The sequence below is a fragment of the Kribbella sp. NPDC003505 genome (assembly GCF_040610875.1).
In the GTDB taxonomy this organism is placed as follows: Bacteria; Actinomycetota; Actinomycetes; order Propionibacteriales; family Kribbellaceae; genus Kribbella.
Genome location: NZ_JBEXNA010000003.1, coordinates 87,114 through 101,560 on the forward strand (window position 1 = coordinate 87,114; position 14,447 = coordinate 101,560).

A 14,447-nucleotide genomic window follows, 5' to 3' on the forward strand; every position below is an offset into this window, starting at 1 on the left:
CCGGCATGAAGTTCACCGACGGGTACTGGCAGCTGCGGGCGGGGCTGACGCGGTTGCGGCCGGCCGAGGTCGAGAGCGTGCAGGCGGGGGAGCGGGAGCTGACCGTGTTCGCGCCCGCCCGGCGGATCGAGCGGCGCGGAGACACGCTCAACCAGCCGATGTTCACCGTGACGTTCTCGTCGCCGGCCCGCGGGGTGATCGGCGTCCGGATCGCGCACCACCTCGGCGGACTGCCCGCGCACCCGTCGTACCGGCTGACCACCGACGACGAGCATCCGGTGAAGGTCGAGGTCGGTGCCGCCGAGGCGCGGCTGACGTCCGGCGAGCTGAGTGTGGTGATCGCGCTCGACGGCCCGTGGGACGTGCGCTTCGAGCAGGACGGGAAGCCGCTGACCAACTCGGGCGCGCGCAGCGTCGGCCTGGTCACCGATGCCGACGGCAGGCACTTCCTGCACGAGCAGCTGGCGCTCGGCGTCGGCGAGACCGTCTACGGACTCGGCGAGCGGTTCGGCGCGTTCGTGAAGAACGGGCAGGTCGTCGACAGCTGGAACGCCGACGGCGGCACGTCGAGCGAGCAGGCGTACAAGAACGTCCCGTTCTACCTGAGCAGCAAGGGGTACGGCGTCCTGGTCGACAGCCCTGCCCACGTGTCGTTCGAGGTCGGCTCGGAGGTGACGTCCCGCAACCAGTTCAGCGTCGAAGGCCAGGAGCTGGCGTACTACGTGTTCGCCGGCCCGGCGCCGAAAGACGTGCTGCGTCGCTACACCGCCCTCACCGGACGGCCCGCGCGCGTGCCCGCGTGGTCGATGGGACTGTGGTTGTCGACCTCGTTCACCACGGACTACACCGAGGAGACGACGACCGCGTTCATCGACGGGATGGCGGCGCGCGACCTGCCGCTGAGTGTCCTGCACTTCGACTGTTTCTGGATGCGGCAGTTCCACTGGTGCGACTTCGTCTGGGACCCGGTCGCGTTCCCGGACCCGGCCGGGATGGTGCGCCGGTTGAAGGACCGCGGGCTGCGGATCAGCCTGTGGATCAACCCGTACATCGCACAGCGCTCGGTGCTGTTCGAGGAGGGGCACCGGCTCGGGTACCTGCTGAAGCGCCCGGACGGCTCGGTCTGGCAGTGGGACCTGTGGCAGGCCGGGATGGCGATCGTCGACTTCACCAACCCGGACGCGACGGCGTGGTTCCGCTCGAAGCTGCAGGCGCTGGTCGACCTCGGCGTGGACTGCTTCAAGACCGACTTCGGCGAGCGCATCCCGACCGACGTCGTCTGGTTCGACGGCTCCGACCCGGAGCGGATGCACAACTATTATCCGCAGCTCTACAACGCGGCCGTGTTCGGGCTGCTGGAGGAGAATCGCGGGGCGGGCGAGGCCGTCGTGTTCGCCCGCTCGGCGACGGCCGGTGGCCAGCAGTTCCCGGTGCACTGGGGCGGCGACTGCGAGTCGACCTTCGAGGCGATGGCCGAATCGCTGCGCGGCGGGTTGTCGCTGGCGGCGTCGGGCTTCGGCTACTGGAGTCACGACATCGGCGGGTTCGAGGGCACGCCCGACCCCGCAATCTTCAAGCGGTGGGTGGCGTTCGGGCTGCTGTCGTCGCATTCGCGGCTGCACGGCTCGTCGTCGTACCGGGTGCCGTGGGCGTTCGACGAGGAGGCGGTCGACGTCCTGCGGAAGTTCACCAAGCTGAAGCTGTCGCTGATGCCGTACCTCGTCGCGGCGGCCGAGGAGGCCCATCGGGACGGGGTGCCGGTGATGCGGCCGATGGCGCTCGAGTTCCCCGGCGATCCGGCGGTCGCGTACCTGGACCGGCAGTACATGCTCGGCCCGGACCTCCTGGTCGCGCCGGTGATGAGCTTCGACGGCGAGGTCTCGTTCTACCTGCCCCGCGGGCGCTGGACGTCACTGCTGACCGGCGAGCTCGTGACCGGCCCGGCGTGGGTGGAACAGACGCACGGCTTCGACACGGTGCCGCTGTTCGTGCGCGAGGGGGCCGTCATCCCGATCGGCTCGGTGGACGACCGGCCGGAGTACGACTGGGCGGACGGAGTCGAGCTGTGCTGGTTCGAGCCGTCGGACGGTCAGGTCAGCACGATCACACTGCCGTCCCCGAACGGCGACGCCGTAATCGAACTGACGTTCACGGCCGGCCAGGTCGAGTCCCGCGTGCTCTCAGGCACCTGCGAGCGCTACACGGTCAAGCTCTCCAGCACGACCCCGGCGGCAGAGAAGACGGCATAAAGCGTGTGCGGCGGCTCGACAGTACGTATACGGCCACTGTCCATCGGCTGAGCCGGATCTGAGGCGTGCGCCGGCGAGCCGTCGCCGGCAGTGGGCCTATACGTACTGTCGAGCTGCAGCTCGCCGTCGAGCGAGATCAGGCTGTCGGTCGGGGGCACGTGGAGCGTGCCGAGCAGGTGCCCGTGCAGGGGGTCGTCCAGGCGGAAGTCGATGGTGGCGGGCTCGTTGCTGCGGTTGGCGACGCGGGCCACATAGCTCGTCGGATCGAGGTGCATGTCGTCGAACGCCAACCAGGCTTGGGCTTCGAGCGCGATCACGGCGTCGCCGCGGTCGCGGGTCGCGGTCGTCAGGGCGGTGGCGCTGTAGTCGTCGAAGCTGGTGGCGGCGAGGCGGGTGAGGGTGCGGGACGGGATCCGCTCGCCGTGAATGTCGAGCGTCGCGCTGAGGCGCAGGTCGGTGCTGGACCGGCCGACCATGATGCTGTGTCGCGCGGTCTCGACGCAGCGCCGGTCCCGGGTCACATCCCAGAAGCCCAGGTCGGCCGCGGCGACGGTCAGCTCGATCTCGGCGGTCTCACCCGGCTCCAGCGACACCCGCCGGAAGCCGCGCAGTTGCCGCAGCGGTTGCTTGACCCGCGAGCGCTGCTGGCGTGTGTACAGCTGGGCGATCTCGGTTCCGGCCCGATCGCCCGTGTTGGTGACGCTGAACGTGATCTGGACGTGGCCGTCCGCCGGCGTCGACGCTGCGCTCAGCCGCAGGTCGCCGTACGCGAAGGTCGTGTAGCTCAGGCCGTGGCCGAACGGGTAGAGCGGTGCGCCGCGGAAGTACAGGTACGTAGCGTCCGTCGCGATGATGTCGTAGTCGAGCAGATCGGGCAGATCCGCTGCGGAGTGGTACCACGTCTGCGTCAGCCGGCCGGCCGGGTCGTGGTCACCGAACAGAACGTCGGCCAGCGCGCGGCCGTACTCCTGACCGCCGTGGGCCGACCACAGGATCGCCGGGAGATGCTGCTGCGCCCAGCCGATCGCGTACGGGTAGCTGCTGCTCAGAACCAGGACCGTCCGCGGGTTCGCGGCATGCACCCGCCGGATCAGGCGGTCCTGCGCCGCTGGGAGCTCCAGAGTCGTCCGGTCCTCGGTCTCGCGGCCGTTCACCAGCGGGTGGTTGCCGGCGACCACGATCGTGACGTCGGCCCGGGCCGCCAGCTCGGCGGCCGCGGCCGCGCCGTCGATCACCACGTCGAGCTCGAACGCCGTACCGGCGTCTGCGAGGTCGACCGCACCGTGGGCGTCGACCTGGAGGTAGCGGCCGCTGTGCAGATGCTGGATCAGGAGCGCGTTCGACGACGGCACCAGGCGGAAGGTCTGCTTGACCTCCCAGCCGTTCGGGCCCGGCTGGTCCGCGACCAGCTCGCCCTCGTCGGTGGCGGTCAGGTGCCGGCCGTTCCGCATCGAGCGCAGCGCCCAGGCGTCTCCACCCCAGTCGAACAGATCGAACTCGCCCGGATCCGTGCCGGCCCGCAGCACCGCGTCACCGCCGACCGTGAGGTACGACGACGAGCCGGCGATCCGCAGCGTGACCCGGTCGACGCCCTCGCAGTACTCGACGCGCTCGGAGCCCAGTCGCTCGATCAGGCCGTCCAGCGCGGTGACCTGGTAGGGCAGCGTCCCGGCGTACCAGTCCACGGAGAGTGTGCCGGCCAGGGGCCCGACGACGGCGACACGCGTCGCCGGCGCGAGCGGGAGGACCTGGCACTCGTGCTTGAGCAGCACGATCGCCTGACGGGCCGCGTCCTGGGCGAGCCGGCGGTGGGTCGGGCAGTTGACCAGTTCGGGTTCGAGTGCGCGGTACGGGTCGAGCTCGGGCGGGTCGAACTCGCCCAGCCGGAAGCGGATCGCGAGCACCCGCCGTACCGCGGTGTCGAGGTCGGCGGTCCTGATGAGCCCACGGTCGAGGGCCGTGGTCAGCCGGTCGATCGTCGGGGCGGTGTCGGCGCCGTCCTGGGTGAAGCTGTCCACTCCGGCCGTCAGCGCGGCGGCGTACGCGGACACGGCGTCGGGCAGGTACTGCTGCAGGCCGGACAGGTTCCCGGGCGCGTAGGCGTCGCTCACGACCAGCAGTTCGTCGGTCGTCCACGTCCGGAGGACGTCGTTGATCAGCGGGCTGAGATGGGCGGGCCGTCCGTTCACCAGGTTGTACGACGGCATCACCGCGACGGCAGCGCCCGCTTCGATCGGCGCCCGGAAGGCCGGCAGTTCGTAGTCGTGCAGGACCCGTGGCGGCAGGTTGCTCGAGGTCGTGCAGCGGTCCGTCTCGTTGTTGTAGGCAAGGAAGTGCTTCAGCGTCGGAGCGGTCTTCAGGTACGTCGGGTCGTCGCCGGCCAGCCCGTGTCCGTACGCGGTCGCGATCACGCCGGTCAGCCACGGATCCTCGGCATACCCTTCCTCGTTGCGGCCCCAGCGCGGGTCGCGCAGCGGATTGACGACCGGCGCCCACACGTTGAGGCCGACATCGGCCGGGTCCTTCCGGTGGAACACCCGGACCTCGTCGCCGACGGCCGCTCCGACCTCGCGCACGAGCTCGGGGCTCCAGCTGCTGGCCAGGCCGATCGCCTGCGGGAACACGGTCGCCGGACCGTGCCAGGCGACACCGTGCAGGGCCTCGGTGCCGGTTCGGAACGCCTGCAGCCCGAGCCGGGCGACAGGCGGCTGGTACTGGTGCAGGAAGGCGATCTTCTCGGCCAGGGTGAGCCGGGCGAGCAGGTCGTCGATCCGCTCACCGGCCGGCCGGGCGGGGTCGCGGAACGGGGGAGGAGTACTCATCGGCGATCGACTCCACGGTCTGGTGTCGAAGCGCTTCGATCACGGTGGCAGGAACTGATCGAAGCGCTTCGACAGATCGGGCGTGAACAGAGGGTTGCATCCCGCACGCCCAGGGTCAAGACCTCGGGCGGGCGGAACGGGTAGGCGCTTTCCTGCGGAGGTCAGCGGCTCGGGAGGCGGCCGCGGGTGAGTGGGGTCAGGGCGTGGGCGGTGGCGCCCAGGGGAGTGGCGGTGTGCGGGAACGTGGAGGCGGCGACGGTGCAGCCTCCGGCATCGGGGGCGATGGTGGCCTCGCGGAGCGCCTTGTCGACGGCCGGCGCGAGGTGGTCGGCCAGCAGCGCGTACGCACCGCCGAGCAGCACGACCTCGGGGTTGAGGATGTTGACCAGGGCCGCGATGCCGTCGCCGAGGTGGGTCCCGGCCTCGGCGAGCACCTTCGTCACCGCGACCTCCTGGGCGTCGGCGCGGCGGATCAGCGATTCCAGTTGCTGTTGGGGATCGTCGTCGACGGCGCCGTCGACCCGTTCGAGGATCGCGGGCAGGCCGGCCAGCGCTTCGAGGCACCCGCGGCGGCCGCAGCCGCACACCGGTCCGTCCGGAACGAGGCGCAGGTGCCCGATCTCCCCGACGTACCCGAGATGCCCCGCGAGCGGACGGCCGTCGGCGATGATGCCCGCCCCGACGCCGGTGTCCCCGGTGACCTGGATGAGGTTCGGTGTGCCGGCGTACGCGCCGTAGAGGTGCTCGGCGAGCACGCCCAGCGACGCGTCGTTGTCGACCGTCACGGGGATGTCGGGGCGGCCGAGTGCTCCGGTGAGCTCGGCGCGCAGCGGAACGCCGGTCCACCCGAGGCCGGCGGCGAGGACGACCGCGCCGTCACGATTCACCAGCCCAGGGACGCCGACCGTGATGCCGAGCACCTGGCGCCCGGACGCCTGGACGGTCGTGATCGCCCGGCGGGCCAGGGTCGCGAGCGCGGTGACGGTCTTCGCCGGCCCCGCGTCGACGCCGGGGCCGGCCCGGTGCCAGCGCAGGACCTGTTCGCCGGCGGTGTCGCAGGCCAGGGCGGTCAGCCCGCGCGCGCTCACCTCGAGGCCGATCGTCGCGTACGCCGAGCCGTCGAGCACGAGCAGTGTCGCCGGGCGGCCGACGTGGTTCTGCGTCTGCTGCGTCTCGCGGACCAGCCGGCGCTCCAGCAGCTCGCCGACGATGCTCGTCACGGTGGCCTTGTTCAGCCCGGTGCCGGCCGCGATCGCGGCCCGCGAGCAGGGGGCCTCGCGGCGCAGGTGGCCGAGCACCGCCGCCAGGTTGGTGGCGCGGATGTCGGTGTGGTCCGCGGTCTGTGTGGTCAAGGTCCGTCCCGTCCAAAAGAAGTTCTGGGTCAGTTCTACACCTTGTCGCGCTGAGGGCTCTGCGTTAATTTGTTTGGCTACTAGCCCAACTAAGTCTAGGGGATGCGACGTGACCGGACCAGAGATCGGCGGAACCAGCCGCCGCACCTTCATCTCCCTGCTCGGCGCCGGCGCGGCGGCGGCCGCGGGCGGGGCCACGCTGACCGGGTGTTCGGACGGCGGTTCGGGGTCCAGTACGACGGGCCGCGCCGAGACCGAGGACAAGCTGTCCGGCCTGCTGCCGAAGTACATCGCGTACGAGTCGGTGAAGCCGGACCTGCCGGGGGAGAACGGCGCCTCGCCCGGCTTCTCGCACTATCCGAGGGAGCTGAAGCGGGCGGTGCCGGACAAGATGGTGCCGAGCGGCAGGGAAGTCACCGCGATGACGCCGCTGTGGAGCCCGATCCCGCCGCTCACCGGCAATTCGTATTTCGAGGCGAACAACGAGCGGATCGGCGCGCCGGTCAAGTTCAACATCCTGAACGGCAACGACTACGGGGACAAGCTCGGACCGATCCTTGCGGCCGGCAACATCCCGGAGCTGCTCTGCATCCCGGGCTGGAACATCTCCAGCCTGACGCGGTTCGGCCAGGCCGCGGACAAGCTGTTCGAGGACCTCACGCCGTACCTGGCCGGCGACAAGGTGTCGGCGTACCCGATGCTTGCCAACCTGCCGACCAGGGCATGGGCGTACGGCGTCTGGAACTCACAGCTGAAGGCCGTGCCGTTCCCGTCGGACGGGTTCCCGTGGGCCCTGTTCTACCGCAAGGACCTCTTCGACCAGATCGGCGCGGAGCCGCCGAAGACCGCCGACGACATGCTGGCGCTGGGCAAGCAACTGACCGACGCCAAGGCCGGTCGCTGGGCGTTCGGCTCGGTCGCCGACGAGATGGCCCGGGCGTTCGGTGCGCCGGCGGGTTGGCGCAAGGACTCCAGCGGCAAGCTGGTGCACAAGATCGAGACACCGGAGTACGCGGAGTCGGTGGCCTTCGTCCGCAGGCTGTTCCAGGCGGGCTACGTGCATCCGGAGGTGGTCGGCAACTCGGCGGACGAGAAGGCGCTGTTCGAGGGCGGCAAGATGCTGGTCCGGCAGGACGGGTTGGGTGGCTGGAACGAGTCGCTGCAGCGGCAGTTGTCGAGCAACCCGAAGTTCAACCCGCAGCCGGTGCTGCCGTTCGCCCACGACGGCGGTACGCCGATCACGTGGGGCGGCGACCCGGCCGGCATCTTCACCTTCGTCAAGAAGGGGGTCGGCGAGGAGCGCGTCAAGGAGTTGCTCGGCGTGCTGAACTACACCGCGGCGCCGTTCGGGACCGAGGAGTATCAGCTCTACAACTACGGGGTCGAGGGCAAGCACTACGTCAAGCAGCCCTCCGGCGCGCCGAAGCTCACCGCGCTGGGACAGAAGGAGGTCTCGCAGACCTACATCTTCCTGGGTGGCCGGCCGGTGGCCATCACCCAGAGCGAGTACCCGGGGTACGTCCAGTCGATGAGCGCGTGGCAGAACGCGGCCGCCAAGGTGCGGGAGAAGAACCTGTTCGACGGGATCCGGGTCGAGCAACCGGCCAAGATGGCGGCGCTGAACCAGCCGTTCGACGACGCGCTGCAGGACATCCTCCGCGGCCGCAAGCCGCTCAGCGAGCTGAAGACCGCCGTCAAGCAGTGGCAGGACAACGGCGGCAACGAAGGCCGCGACTTCTACGCCAAGGTTCTCAGTGACAACGGTCGGTAGGGTCCGCGTCCGGACGCCCGGGGCGCGGGCGGCGCGGGCCGGCGGAATGACGTTCCGGCATCGGTTGCGGCGGGACTGGCCGTTGCTGGTGATGGTGCTGCCGGTCGTGGTGCTGCTGGGGGTGTTCCACTACTTCCCGACGCTCGGCAACGTGATCGCCTTCCAGGACTACTCGCCGTACGCCGGGATCCGCGGCAGCGACTTCATCGGGTTCGCGAACTTCCAGCGGATGTTCGCCGAGCCCGCGTTCTGGCGGGCCGTGGCGAACACGCTGTCGATCACCGCCGTCCAGCTCGCGTTCTTCTTCCCGATCCCGATCGGCCTGGCACTGCTGCTGAACAGCGTCCTGTCGGCCAAGGTCCGCAACATCGTCCAGGGCATCGTGTACCTGCCGCACTTCTTCTCGTGGGTGCTCGTCGTCTCGCTGTTCCAGCAGATGATCGGCGGCGCCGGCCTGCTCGCCCAGACGCTGCGCGACAACGGCCACCAGGCGATCGACCTGATGACGAAGCCGGACACGTTCATCCTGCTGGTTACCGCGCAGGCGGTCTGGAAGGACGCCGGCTGGGGGATGATCGTGTTCCTCGCCGCGCTGTCGACGATCAACCCGGCGCTGTACGAGGCCGCCGCCGCCGACGGCGCGAACCGCTGGCGGCGGCTCTGGCACATCACACTGCCCGGGCTGCGTCCGGTGATCGTCCTGCTGCTGATCCTGCGCCTCGGCGACGCGCTGACGGTCGGGTTCGAGCAGTTCATCCTGCAGCGGAGCGCGGTCGGTGGCGGTGCTGCCGAGGTGCTCGACACATACGTCTACTACCAGGGCCTTCTCGTCGGTGACTTCGGCTACGGCGCCGCCGCGGGTCTGTTCAAGGGCGTTGTCGGTCTCGTCCTCGTCCTGGTGGCCAACCGCTTCGCGCACATGGTGGGCGAACAGGGGGTGTATTCGCGCTCATGAGTGAAAGAGCTGTCTGGGAAGAAGAACCGACGCTCGTCGATCGGCTCGGCAAGCCGGTGGTCCTGGTGCTGATCGCGTTGGCAGTCGCGTTCCCGTTGTATGTCGTGCTCGTCACGAGCTTGTCGTCGACGGAGGCGGTGACGCGGGCCGGTGGACTGGTCGTCATACCGCACGAGCTGACCGTGGCGGCGTACGTGCAGCTGCTCTCCGGCGGAGTGGTGACGAAGGCGCTGGTCATCAGCGTGGCGATCACCGCGATCGGTACGGCGTTCAGCCTCGGGATCACCGTGCTCGCGGCGTACGGGTTGTCGCGTCCGGGATCGTTGTTCCACCGGCCGCTGCTGTTCGTCGTGCTGCTGACGTTCCTGTTCGGGCCCGGCATCATCCCGAGTTATCTCGTGGTGAACGCGCTCGGCCTGATCGACCATTACGCCTCGCTGATCCTGCCCGCCGCGATCTCGGCGTTCAACCTGATCGTGATGCGGTCGTTCTTCATGGGGATCCCGAGTGAGCTGATCGACAGCGCCCGGATCGACGGTGCGGGGGAGTTCGCCATCCTCCGCCGGATCGTGCTGCCGTTGTCGAAGGCCGTGGTCGCGGTCGTCGGGCTCTTCTACGCCGTGGGCTACTGGAACGCGTTCTTCAACGCGCTGCTCTACATCAACGACAACAGCAAGTGGCCGCTGCAAATGGTGCTGCGGACCTACATCGTGCAGCAGGCACCGCTCCCGACCGGCGCGGGCGGGGTGGCGAACGTCGGGCTGGGCCTGGCGCCGGCGCCGGGGCTGGCGATCAAGATGGCGATCGTGGTGATTGCGATCGTGCCGGTTCTGCTGGTCTACCCGTTCATCCAGCGGCACTTCCAGAAGGGTGTCATCATCGGCGCGGTGAAAGGCTAGGCCCATGAGTCTTTGGTACGGCGGCGACTACAACCCCGAGCAGTGGGATCCCGCGGTCTGGAAAGAGGACGTCGACCTGATGCGTCAGGCCGGTGTGAACCTCGTGACAGTGGGTGTCTTCTCGTGGTCGAGCCTGGAGCCCGCGCCCGGTGAGTACGACTTCGCGTGGCTCGATCAGGTGCTGGATCTTCTCCACGACGGCGGGGTGCAGGTCGACCTGGCCACGCCGACCGCCTCACCGCCGCCGTGGTTCAGCCGGCTGCACCCCGAGGCGTTGCCGGTGACCGCTGACGGCGTACGGCTGACGCACGGCAGTCGCGACACGTACTGCGTCTGCGCGCCCGGGTACCGTGACGCGGCCCGCGGGATCGCTCGGGCGCTGGCCGAGAGGTACCACGATCATCCGGCGCTCGCGATGTGGCATGTGCACAACGAATACGGGACCGCCTGCTACTGCACGTTCGCGGCGGAGCGGTTCCGCGGGTGGCTGCGGGACCGGTACGGATCGCTCGATCGGCTGAACGAGGCGTGGACGACCGCGTTCTGGAGCCAGCGGTACGCCGAGTGGGCAGACATCGAGCCGCCGCGCGCGACGCAGTATCTGGTGAATCCGACGCAGTACCTGGACCACCGCCGGTTCTGGTCCGACGAGTTGCTGGCCGCCTACCTGGACCAGAAGGCGGTGCTTCGGGAACACTCGGCGGCACCGATCACGACCAACTTCGTCTTCGGCGGTTGGGTTCCGGTGAACCATGCGCGGTGGGCGGCCGAGGTCGATGTCGTTGCCATCGACCACTATCCGGACCAGGCCGGCATCGGAGCGGAGGAGCAGACCGCGTTCGGCGCGGACCTGGCCAGGACCTGGGCCGGCGGGAAACCGTGGCTGTTGATGGAACAGGCGGCAGGCGGTCTGAACACCGGCGGGCGGTGGCATACCAAGGAGCCCGGCCGGATGGCGCGGCACAGTCTGTCGCATGTCGCCCGCGGGTCACGCGGTGCGCTGTTCTTCCAATGGCGCGCGTCCCGGGGAGGTGCGGAGATGTACCACTCGGCGATGGTTCCGCACGCGGGTCCGGACAGCGCGAGATTCCGGGAGATCACGCAGCTCGGAGCCGTGCTGCCGCGGCTGGCCGAGGTGGCCGGGAGCACCGTGGTCGCGGAGGTCGCGATCCTGTGGGACGCCGAGTGCTGGTGGGCGATGCAGGGCACGCACCTGCCGTCGTCGACGCTGGACTACCTCGCCGCCGTACGCTCCGCGCATCGGCATTTCTGGCACGCGGACGTGCCTGTGGACTTCGCGGCTCCGGACGCCGACCTGTCGTCGTACCGGGTTGTGGTCGTGCCGTCGTTGTATCTCGTCTCCGACGAGGCGACCGCGAACCTGGCCGCGTATGTCGACAGCGGCGGACAGCTGCTGGTCGGGTACTTCAGCGGGATCGTGGATCCGGATGCCCGGGTGCGGTTGGGTGGTTATCCCGGTGCGTTCGCGGAGCTGCTCGGGGTGCGGGTCGAGGAGTTCCATCCCCTCTCGGACGAGGTCGCTTTGACGTCCGGTGGGCGCGGGCGGGTGTGGAGCGAGGACGTGGAGGCGGTCTCGGCCGAGGTCGTCGACCGGTACGCCGGGGGAGTGCTCGACGGGAAGCCCGCCGTCACCCGCCGCCAGGTCGGCGCCGGGACGGCGTGGTACGTCTCGACAGAACTCGACGACGACACCGCCGCGGATCTCGTCGCCCGCTTGGTGGGCGCGGGCCGGTCTGCGGGTGGGCTGTTGGAGACGGTGCGGCGGCGGGATGGTGGGATGACGTGGGTGTTCTTGATCAACCACGGCGATACCGAGGCCGTCGTACCGGCCGTGGGCACCGAGTTGGTCGCCGGGGTGGCTGTGAACGGTGAGCTGGTGGTGCCCGCCGGCGGCTACGCCGTGGTGCGCGAGGCGTGAGGTCCGCTGCTGCCGCGCGGCGTGAGGGTGGGCGGCAGCAGCGTGAGCTCCGGAACGCTGCCGCCCTCGAGCTTGGCGATCAGGGCCTCGACGGCCTGCTCGCCGATCTGTTCGGCGGGGATGGTGACCGAGGACAGCTGCGGGACCTGCCGTTCGGCGACGTCGTCCGCGCAGATCGCGACCAGGGACATGTCCTCGGGCACCCGGCGGCCGAGCCGGCGCAGGACGTCGAGGAGCGGCCCGATGATCGGCTCGTTCTGCACGACCAGTCCGGTGATGTCCGGCTGCTGGGCCAGCAACTGCTCGACCGTGTGCAGGATCGCGTCGAACGTGTGCTCACAGGGCGTTTCGACACCGAGCACCCCGCGGCGCCCGGCAGCCTCGGCGAACCCGGTCAGCGTGTGTTGCGCGAACCCGGTCTGCCGCTCGTACACGGCCGACGGCGTACCGAGCAGGGCGAGCGAGCGGTGGCCGAGATCAGCCAGGTGATCCACGCATCGAGCGCCCGCGGCAACGAAGTCGAGGTCGATACAGGTCAGCCCGGCGGCGTCGTCCGGGTATCCGATCAGGACCGACGGCATCGGCAGCTCACGCAGCATCGGGACCCGCTCGTCGTGCAGCTCGACGTCCATCACCACCAGCGCGTCGACCAGCGAGCTCTGCGCAACCCGCTCGAGTCCCTCCGGACCCTCGTCCGCGGTCAGCAACAGGACGTCGTGGTCGAACCGGCGGGCCGTGGTCACGACCGCGGTCGCGAACTGCATCATCACCGGAACGTGCATGCCGGTGCGCAGCGGGATCACCAGCGCCAGCACGTTGGACCGCTGGCTGGCCAGCGCCCGGGCGCTCGCGTTCGGCCGGTAGCCGAGCGCGCGGACGCTGCGCTGCACCCGCTCGCGGGTGTCAAGCGAGATCGTCCGCTTGCCGCTGAGCACATAGGACACCGTGCTGGTCGCCACCCCGGCATGCCGGGCGACGTCCGCGATCGTGACCATGGTGCTTCCCCTCTTCCGTCGGCACCCCAGTTCTACCCCAGTCGAAGCGCTTCGACACGCCAATTGATCGTACTTGGCTCAGCGTGATCCCGGCGAACACCAGCGCCAGGCCCAGGAGTTGCCGAGCGGTCAGGACGTCGCCGGACCAGAGCACGCCGAGGAGGACGCCGGTGACCGGGTTCAGCAGCCCGATGAGGCCGACGGTCGCGGCGGGCAGCCGGCGCAGCCCGGCGAACCAGGCCGTGAACGCGAGCGCGGTCGCGACGAGTCCGACGTACCCGAAGCCGGCGACCGCGGGTCCGTCGAGGTGTGGCGGACTGCCTTCGACGACCACGGCGAACGGGACCAGGACGATGCCGCCCGCGACCAACTGCCACGCGGTCGTGGCGAGCGGACCCTCGTCGGCGCGGCCCCACTTCTTGGCCAGGACGTAGCCGCACGACGACATCGTCAGCGCGGCGGCCGACGCCGCGACGCCACGGAGATCGACGGCGGCCGATCCCGCGCCGAGGAGCAGGACGACGCCTGCGAGCCCGGCGGTCGCGCCGGTGAGGACCTGGACGGTCGGCCGTTCCGCGAGCAGGCCCCAGGCGAACAGCGCCATGGTGAACGGCGCCGCGGACATGATGGTCGAGGCCAGGCTGACGGGGAGCAGTTGGGATGCGAGGTAGATCAGCGCGAAGAAGGCACCCATGTTGCAGATCCCGAGCACGACCGATCGCCACCACCAGGCGCCGCGGGGGAGGCGGCGGGCCAGGGCGAGCAGGAGCAGCCCCGCGGGCAGTGCGCGCAGCACCGCGCCGTACAGAGGATGCCCGGCCGGCAGGTACTCGTGGGTGACGAAGTAGTTCGTGCCCCACGCGATCGGGGCGACCGCGGTCACCAGGGTCCAGCGGAAAGTGTCTTCCATGGAAAATACTATATCTTCCCGGGAAGATATAGTGGAAGCCGTGGACCACGTGGCAAGGATCCAGGCGGAGTGGCGGACCGAGCGGCCGGACGTCGACACCGCTCCGCAAGGGGTGATCGGTCGGCTGCACCGGATCGCGAACCAGCTGACCGGTGAGTTGACGCTGCTCTACGCGCAGTACGGGCTGACCGAGGGGGAGTTCGACGTCCTGGCGGCCCTGCGGCGCGCGGGATCGCCGTACGAGCGCGCACCGGGGGAGATCGCGCTGCACACGATGGTCACCACGGGCGCGGTCACCAAGCGGGTCGACCGCCTGGAGGAGGCCGGGCTGGTCGATCGCCGCCGCAGCGACGAGGACGGGCGCGGCCGGGTGGTCCGCCTGACGCCGGCCGGGCAGCGGCTGATCGACAAGGCCTTCACCGCCCACATGGCGAATGAGAAACGTCTCCTCGAGGCCCTCTCGCCGGCCGAGACGAAGCAGCTCGAGAAGCTGCTCACCACCTGGCTCGCGCGTCTCGAGCACCCGACCGGATAGCGGCGCGCGGGAACCACCTG

10 protein-coding genes are annotated in these 14,447 nt (G+C 69.9%); 6 read left to right on the forward strand and 4 right to left on the reverse strand.

Annotated elements, in window-relative coordinates:
* Nucleotides 1-5: 5 nt before the first annotated feature.
* The gene (gene yicI / locus ABZX12_RS09470) at nt 6-2,249 is read left to right on the forward strand and encodes an alpha-xylosidase (RefSeq protein WP_355691471.1); all 2,244 of its coding nucleotides are present in this window, start codon (nt 6-8) and stop codon (nt 2,247-2,249) included.
* Here yicI and ABZX12_RS09475 read toward each other — a convergent pair.
* Entirely contained in the window at nt 2,198-5,071 is a 2,874-nt protein-coding gene (locus ABZX12_RS09475) for a glycoside hydrolase family 3 C-terminal domain-containing protein (RefSeq protein ID WP_355691472.1), read from the reverse strand. The genes yicI and ABZX12_RS09475 overlap by 52 nt on opposite strands.
* Nucleotides 5,072-5,232: 161 nt before the next feature.
* The gene (locus tag ABZX12_RS09480) at nt 5,233-6,423 is read right to left on the reverse strand and encodes an ROK family transcriptional regulator (RefSeq protein WP_355691474.1); all 1,191 of its coding nucleotides are present in this window, start codon (nt 6,421-6,423) and stop codon (nt 5,233-5,235) included.
* A gap of 109 nt (nt 6,424-6,532) precedes the next feature.
* Between ABZX12_RS09480 and ABZX12_RS09485 the strand changes: the two genes are divergently transcribed.
* Genes ABZX12_RS09485 through ABZX12_RS09500 form a run of 4 tightly spaced genes read left to right on the forward strand, consistent with a single transcriptional unit; the run spans nt 6,533 to nt 11,987 of the window.
* A complete protein-coding gene (locus ABZX12_RS09485) occupies nt 6,533-8,194 on the forward strand; it encodes an extracellular solute-binding protein (RefSeq protein ID WP_355691476.1) in 1,662 nt (553 codons plus the stop codon).
* Complete coding sequence (locus ABZX12_RS09490; RefSeq protein ID WP_355691478.1) at nt 8,178-9,149, forward strand: ABC transporter permease subunit; 972 nt, start codon at nt 8,178-8,180, stop codon at nt 9,147-9,149. The genes ABZX12_RS09485 and ABZX12_RS09490 overlap by 17 nt, the downstream gene beginning before the upstream one ends.
* Nucleotides 9,146-10,048 (forward strand): carbohydrate ABC transporter permease, encoded by a 903-nt coding sequence (locus tag ABZX12_RS09495; RefSeq protein WP_355691479.1) that lies wholly within the window; start codon nt 9,146-9,148, stop codon nt 10,046-10,048. The genes ABZX12_RS09490 and ABZX12_RS09495 overlap by 4 nt, the downstream gene beginning before the upstream one ends.
* Nucleotides 10,049-10,052: 4 nt before the next feature.
* On the forward strand, nt 10,053-11,987 hold the full coding sequence (locus ABZX12_RS09500) for a beta-galactosidase (RefSeq protein WP_355691481.1): 1,935 nt from the start codon (nt 10,053-10,055) through the stop codon (nt 11,985-11,987).
* On the opposite strand, the gene ABZX12_RS09505 is transcribed toward ABZX12_RS09500, so the two are convergent.
* Together ABZX12_RS09505 and ABZX12_RS09510 are read right to left on the reverse strand one after the other, a co-directional pair.
* Complete coding sequence (locus tag ABZX12_RS09505; protein WP_355691483.1) at nt 11,963-12,982, reverse strand: LacI family DNA-binding transcriptional regulator; 1,020 nt, start codon at nt 12,980-12,982, stop codon at nt 11,963-11,965. The genes ABZX12_RS09500 and ABZX12_RS09505 overlap by 25 nt on opposite strands.
* On the reverse strand, nt 12,891-13,892 hold the full coding sequence (locus ABZX12_RS09510; protein WP_355691484.1) for an EamA family transporter: 1,002 nt from the start codon (nt 13,890-13,892) through the stop codon (nt 12,891-12,893). The genes ABZX12_RS09505 and ABZX12_RS09510 overlap by 92 nt, the downstream gene beginning before the upstream one ends.
* A gap of 40 nt (nt 13,893-13,932) precedes the next feature.
* Between ABZX12_RS09510 and ABZX12_RS09515 the strand changes: the two genes are divergently transcribed.
* A complete protein-coding gene (locus ABZX12_RS09515; RefSeq protein WP_355691485.1) occupies nt 13,933-14,427 on the forward strand; it encodes a MarR family transcriptional regulator in 495 nt (164 codons plus the stop codon).
* The last annotated feature ends 20 nt before the right edge of the window (nt 14,428-14,447 follow it).

Bases quoted from the DNA above. Each gene is read 5' to 3' on its own strand.
- yicI (WP_355691471.1), top strand. From the start codon at position 6: ATGAAGTTCACCGACGGGTACTGGCAGCTGCGGGCGGGGCTGACGCGG.
- ABZX12_RS09475 (WP_355691472.1), bottom strand. From the start codon at position 5,071: ATGAGTACTCCTCCCCCGTTCCGCGACCCCGCCCGGCCGGCCGGTGAG.
- ABZX12_RS09495 (WP_355691479.1), top strand. From the start codon at position 9,146: ATGAGTGAAAGAGCTGTCTGGGAAGAAGAACCGACGCTCGTCGATCGG.
- ABZX12_RS09500 (WP_355691481.1), top strand. From the start codon at position 10,053: ATGAGTCTTTGGTACGGCGGCGACTACAACCCCGAGCAGTGGGATCCC.
- ABZX12_RS09505 (WP_355691483.1), bottom strand. From the start codon at position 12,982: ATGGTCACGATCGCGGACGTCGCCCGGCATGCCGGGGTGGCGACCAGC.
- ABZX12_RS09510 (WP_355691484.1), bottom strand. From the start codon at position 13,892: ATGGAAGACACTTTCCGCTGGACCCTGGTGACCGCGGTCGCCCCGATC.